The sequence below is a fragment of the Schlesneria sp. genome (assembly GCF_036405755.1).
GTDB classification, from domain to species: domain Bacteria; phylum Planctomycetota; class Planctomycetia; order Planctomycetales; family Planctomycetaceae; genus Schlesneria; species Schlesneria sphaerica.
Genome location: NZ_DASWWZ010000567.1, coordinates 1 through 6,144 on the forward strand (window position 1 = coordinate 1; position 6,144 = coordinate 6,144).

Consider the following 6,144-nt stretch of genomic DNA (forward strand, 5'->3'; position numbering starts at 1 on the left):
TGGCGGATTTTTCGTTTTAACGCCCCTCTACGGTCGGCAACGCAGCACCCAATTGCACTTCCTTATACCCCAGCCCGATACAACACAGGTTCGAGCTGACAAGTTTGCCTCAATGATCCATTCAAGATGAAGAGCTTGGGCGACCGCACGAAGTCAAAAACGCGGAACAATTGATACTGATGCGAACGATCCTCAGAGCATCGCACTTCATTCGAAGTAACGTAGAATGGAAAGAACTTACCGAGCCCCGTGGCCTTAACCTCCACCAATCTTTCCGAGTCGTCTGTTTCATCGAACGAAATGATGTCGAATCCGAGCCCATCTCCGTTATCTCGCGATGCCCAGACCACCTTCTGAGCCAAGTCATCTCGACCGACGAGCTTTAACCGATGCCGTTCCAGATCGAACACGAACTGTTCGCCAAGCTTTCCGAGCAGTTGATTTGCGGCATCGCGTTCCGCAAAGTCGATCCTACGAGTTTTGCGAGACAACCACGGCTTACTATTCGCGTTAGGGGTAAAGATCTTTTCGGGAGGATCTATGATGACATCCTTGAGACTTCGAGAGCTAATGACCGGTGACTCCGTCGGGTTTAAAGTCGGCGCGACAGCCATTTCCTGCAACAAATTTGGCCGCTGGTCTAAGTACGCTTCGACCTCTGAGGCGAGGATTGACTGATAGTTTCTGAGAGGTTTGTACCCCTCGATGTAGGGTACCCCGAGCTCCACCAGCACAGCGCTGACATTCTGGTGCTTGAACTCAATAGCGTTCTTTGTCCGCGCCGACAACGAAGGAGCGAGTGCCCTGCAATGCTCTGCTTTGTTGTACGGGTTCCCGTGCAACTCTGATTGCAGCATGTCGAAGTAATCAGCCACAAGCAAACGGACTTCTTTCGCCGTCCAAGCTTTGGCTGTCTGCGACTCCTTCTTGAGATCCATTTTCTTGACACCATTGAACCGAGTTCTATGTGACTAAGTCTTCAAATTGCCTGCAACGTAATAAATCGCTACGACTCCGCATCCCTGGACTCCCAGGTCGAGGAAAACGGAACCGTCACGACCGTGAAAAATTATTCCACCAGCCGTAGGAATGAGCAATCCAAGGTGACTGAGTAACTCTCACCCAAGCTGACCAAGACGGAGCGACCGCCCGCGGAACGCAGAGCCCTCATGGGTGCGATTCTGTACCTCAATCAAACCGGTTGCCTGTGGCGTTCCTTTCCACGCGAATACCCCCTCTGCAAGATGGCTTACACCGTTTTCTGGCGCTGGCGTCGAGACGAGTCTGGAATTCGATCCACGACGCCCTTTCTCGAAAGGTTCGTCAGACCGCTGGCACGCAGCCGACGCCGAGTGTGGTCACTATCGACAGCCAGTCTATTCGTACCGTAGAAGGAGGGGTGGATTGAGGATACAAGGCAGGGAAATAAGGTCACTGCCAGCGAACGGCACATCGACGTTGCCCCGTTGAGGCTCATCTGCGTAGTCGTCAATGTCGCCCCTTGGCAAGATCAGGACGGAGCTTGGTAACCTTCTGCACAAGTTTTGTTCATTCAGTCGACAGCGCCGAATCTTTGTGGGCAGCGTCTACGGGTGAAAAGGACTGCCGAAGTGAGTCAGCCCACTCTAAATGATGATTTGCCATACCGCCTGAGGATCTTCAATCAATATTCATTGCTCATCCGTCATACTGCTGGGACAACCGATCTTGAGAGCAATCGTTCTATCTTCTCTGACTTGATCGACTGAGAATGTGGAATCAAACAGACGATATACGTTTCAGGCATTTTGAAGATTTCTCCTCAAGTTACCAAATGAAAGGACCGCTGAAAGATGCAAGTTTTTAGAGCGGGAGTGAAGGTCTTTTCGTTCGCAGTTGCGAGCTCATTCGTTCTCTACATTGCTCGATTTGTGTATTTGCAATACGAATACGAGATGGACGATGAGTTTGCCCAGTGGGGTGCCGCTGATATGGTCACCTTGTACATGGACAATCACAACGGTGAATGGCCACGTTCGTGGGATGATCTCCGTGAATTTTACGATGACGGACGATCGCGCATTGGTGGTTGGTCATTTGAGAAGTACCAGAGTCGAGTGTTTATTGATTTTGCGGTGACCGCAAAGGAACTCCAAGAATTGTCATTTCGACCCGGACCGGTGGGGTTCAATGTTATCCATGCGCGACTGACGTATACGGTCTATAATCCCAACGAGACTATTCGTCAGTACTTCCAGGAGAAAAAGCAGGCGCATGCGGAACAGCCCAGCGTCGAAGCCACCGATTGATTGGTGCATGGCGTGACAGCCTGGAGTGTGCTGCAGAGTCGGGCATGGATTACTCCAATGTGCGCACTGGAGTCGAATCCCGTCCTCAGCGTCTGAAGTAGCTCGGAAGAATTTTCGATAAGTTTCAGACCTCTGCGTCAATCAGGCGGAGGTGCTCAATTCTTGACATGGCGGATGTGACTGCGAACACTCAAAACGTCATCACCAGCTTCAGCTCGCGCCTGCTTTCGGGGCAGGTCCGTTTCGGACGTATGCGTAACGACTGGTGATGACCCTCTCAGTGACGATTTCCTGTTCTGCCGCTTAAGCGATGCGACCGAACCTCCGTTCCACGTCCGTCTTGGCAAGTGGCTCGATTGCAGGCGATTACCCCAAAAACAGGAGATCGGGATCGGCTGTGGGGTTTATCTTCTCTTTCGTTCGTCGGCGTGCCATAGGAGGGCGGCTCAAGGATATGACTGGTGTATGCGTCCGCTTTGCCACAATTGGGCCACATGCCCTAATCCTGAAGAAGGTGGTGAATTCTGTGCTGTCGCAGGGTTGCTGGATAGCGAAGTGAATCCGCCCCGTGACGCATGTTGAAGTCGATAAGATATCCCCGCTTGGAGGAGTTTGGGGCCCTTACAGGGCGGAGGGGATACGCGCATTTCCAGCTCAGGGCGACGCTTTGCGGCGGTGCCGGGGTGCTCTGCCCTGGGCTGCTCTGTGTTGGGCTTTCAGGCCGGGGCGAGGATTTGCGATGGCGTCATCGCTGATCTTAAAAAGGGGTGGTTCGGGAAGCCGTGAGTCGACGTTCGGAGCGAGTCTTGATGCCTTTGATCTATTATCGGGATTTGCATTCACGTCAGTCGATCGAAGGTTTTCCGGTCATGGGAGTCACTTGATCGTTTGATTGATTCACGCTACTGACCATGATTGGCATCTTCACGGCATGGATTTTGACCGGGTTGTCGCGACAGTAGGGATACAGCGAATGCGTGAGGTCGGTTCTCTCAAATTGGTGCTGAGATGGGTGACGACTTTGGCGGTCGTCGCCTGGTCCCTGTTCGATTGGTAGCATCTCTTTTCACAGAGCGGAAGTTACCCGAGTGACCCCCAGGACTACGGAACTCCTCTCACTTTCAGGCGAGACTACTACGACGATGTTATTCTGTTTTTTTCACAGGCCTTCCTGTTTGATGTCGCAGTGGCAGCACTCGTCGTGCTGGCGGTGGCTTATAGTTTGTGGACCTGGTCCGCAACCTGGTCGATTGAGTTCTACTGTAAGTTCCTCCTGGTGCTCTCTGTCTGCACAGTGATCCTCATCATAGGGGAGCCGATCCCCTTGATCCTGCTTCTGCCGAGTGCACTTTTACTACTGGTCGGAGGTCTGGGCATCTGGCTGACGAGTGTGGCATATGCCTCCGCGAAGACGGGCGGATACCTCTTCGGGCCGAAGGGAACTCTCTTGCTTCCCCTCACCTTGACGGTGGGAATGTTAGTCCTTGGCTGGCAATGTTGGCCTCAGGACATCTTTGAAAGAGGCAGCAAGGATCCAAGCCGAGTTGTCGCTCTGGTCGCGCGATTGCAGGACGACAATCCCCGGGTACGTTCGCTGGCCCTTCGTGCATTGCAAGATCACGGCCCTTTCGATGAACCTGCAGCAGCAGCGATTATCCAGTCCATGTCTGACCCCGATGATCGAGTTCAGGAAGACGCGATCTCCCTGGCACCCGACCTGGGTCTGGCTGCCATCGAAGCGGTACCGATCATTCTTGACAAGTTCAAACAAGGCGGCATGTTCTCATCTAAGTTCGCATCCCAACTCGCAGAACTGGGGCCCATTGCCAAGGCGGCTGTTCCTGATCTCAAGGAAATGCTACCTGCGTCAACAGATTATTCCAAACTCGGGATCTGCCGAGCCCTATGGAAAATTGAAGGGAATACCACACTCGTCGTTCCAGCGCTGATCGAATTGTTAGACGATGAATATTTACCAATCGCCGAGGCTGCGGCGACACTCTTGGGACAGATTGGCCCCGAAGCGGCGGACGCCGTACCAGGGCTAAAGGCGATCGTCGATCACGTACCAGAAGCCAAGGCGTCTGAGCCAGAAGAAGAAGAAGAAGAAGAAGACTCCTCACTCCCCCGTCTCCCTCCCCGCAAGATGTCCGATCCGAAATCCGATCCTCGACTCCGCAGCGCCGCACGACTCGCTCTGATCCGGATCCTTCGGTCTGAATAGACAACAACTCCAGTTGTGCGTCAAAGTGCAGCCGTACTCACCCGAGCGAACACGTCGAAAACCCGGAAACGTATCAGAGCCGCCCGCTCGGCCACACAACCCCAACAAATAAAGCTCTCCTCCGACCCTGTGTCGGTGGGAGCAACGACTGAGCCCCTAACACAACCGCACAAACCCCAAACAAAGAAGCTCTCCTCCGACCCCGCGTCTCATCGTACCACACATCTTTGTCTTCTCGGTCCTCCGGCGGTTATTGCCGATGTTGGTTTGTCGTGAGTTGTTTTTATTTGAATAGAAGCGATTTTCGTGGTCCGTTTTTGTGTGTGACCTGGACAGCGAGTCATCATAGGACGTGTTCACGCAAGGATTGCGTGAGGATTGGTTTCAATTCTCTCGTGAAAGTCCTTGCCATGCCGGAGATGATCCTTGATCAGTTGGACACCGCCCAATTCGGTGACAAGCGGTTGACGAAGCGATTTGTCAGGATCATGGAACGCGTCTCTGAGAAGCCGAACATGAGTATTCCTGCCGCGATGAAGGGGCGCGCCGAAATGGAAGGGGCCTATCGGTTCTGCGATAATCCGAAGGTGTCCCCCGAGGCGATCCGCTCTCCCCATGTCGCCGCCACGTATGAGCGAATTCGCCAAACAGACGTGGTCGTGTTGGTTCAAGACACGACCCAACTGGATGTCACTCGCCCCAGGCAGCAAGTCAGAGAAAGCGGCCCGCTCGAGTTTAAAACACGCTTTGGCGCGTTCGTTCATCCGTTGATTGCCTTTGATACCAACGGGATTCCTCTGGGCGAAACCTGGAATAAGACCTGGGTTCGCAAATCGATTGAGACGCAGGTCCCTCGTTCGGAAAAGCGAGATAGACGCATGGCGACTCCGATTGAAGACAAAGAGAGTTTCCGCTGGCTGGAAGGCCTTCGAGCGGCGAGAGAGGTCGCCAAAGTCTGCCCTGACACCCAGTGCATCTGTGTGGGAGATAGTGAAGCAGATATCTACGAACTGTTCGCCGAGCCGCGAAACACGGGTGAAGGACAGGAATTGCAGTTACTGGTACGCGCCTGCCACGACAACAGGGTTCTGAGCAATCACCCCAAGAATTTGGTGGAAACACTGCGGGCGTCACCCAGTTTGTTGTCGTGTAGCGTCAAAGTGAGCCGTCGGACTCCCAAGGTAAAGGCGAATAAACGAAAACGCACACTAGAACGAGACGCTCGGGTCGCGGCAGTGGAAATTCGTACGGCGACGGTCACACTTCGACCACCTCACCGCCCCGACCGCAAACTCCTTGAAGCGACGTTGAATGTTGTCCTGATAGAAGAACCAAGTCCTCCAGAAGGACAACAGCCAATCCAATGGATTCTTCTGACAACATTGCCGATCGATAACCTCGAACAGGTTCAATTGATTGTGAAATACTACGGCATCCGCTGGCAGATCGAAGTTTATTTCAAAACATTGAAATCAGGTTGCCGCATTGAAGAACGGTACTTCGAGGAGATGGATCGACTGCTGAATTGCGTTGCAGTGTACTCGATCGTTGCGTGGAAAATCTTATATCTGTGTCGGCTCAGCCAGCAGTGTCCCGACCTGGACTGCGAAGTCATCTTCGAGCCTTGTGAAT

The 6,144-nt window shown here is 53.2% G+C and carries 5 protein-coding genes; 4 read left to right on the plus strand and 1 reads right to left on the minus strand.

Going from position 1 to position 6,144, the window contains the following annotated elements; translation table 11 throughout:
- Positions 1–62: 62 nt before the first annotated feature.
- Positions 63–938: a DUF3883 domain-containing protein gene (locus VGE80_RS18885; protein WP_397569043.1), complete on the minus strand. Its 876-nt coding sequence runs from the start codon at positions 936–938 to the stop codon at positions 63–65.
- Positions 939–1,127: 189 nt separating this feature from the next.
- Here VGE80_RS18885 and VGE80_RS18890 point away from each other — a divergent pair, with 189 nt between their 5' ends.
- From VGE80_RS18890 to VGE80_RS18905, 4 genes are all read left to right on the plus strand, one after another.
- Positions 1,128–1,391 carry a transposase gene (locus VGE80_RS18890; RefSeq protein ID WP_397571891.1) on the plus strand — a complete coding sequence of 88 codons (264 nt, stop codon included), beginning with the start codon at positions 1,128–1,130 and terminating at the stop codon, positions 1,389–1,391.
- A gap of 543 nt (positions 1,392–1,934) precedes the next feature.
- Positions 1,935–2,288 carry a hypothetical protein gene (locus VGE80_RS18895; RefSeq protein WP_440593741.1) on the plus strand — a complete coding sequence of 118 codons (354 nt, stop codon included), beginning with the start codon at positions 1,935–1,937 and terminating at the stop codon, positions 2,286–2,288.
- Between the two features lie 1,186 nt (positions 2,289–3,474).
- Positions 3,475–4,512 (plus strand): HEAT repeat domain-containing protein, encoded by a 1,038-nt coding sequence (locus VGE80_RS18900; protein WP_440593742.1) that lies wholly within the window; start codon positions 3,475–3,477, stop codon positions 4,510–4,512.
- A 410-nt stretch (positions 4,513–4,922) separates the two neighbouring features.
- The coding region (locus VGE80_RS18905) for an IS4 family transposase (protein WP_440593743.1) at positions 4,923–6,144 on the plus strand (1,222 nt) is incomplete at its 3' end.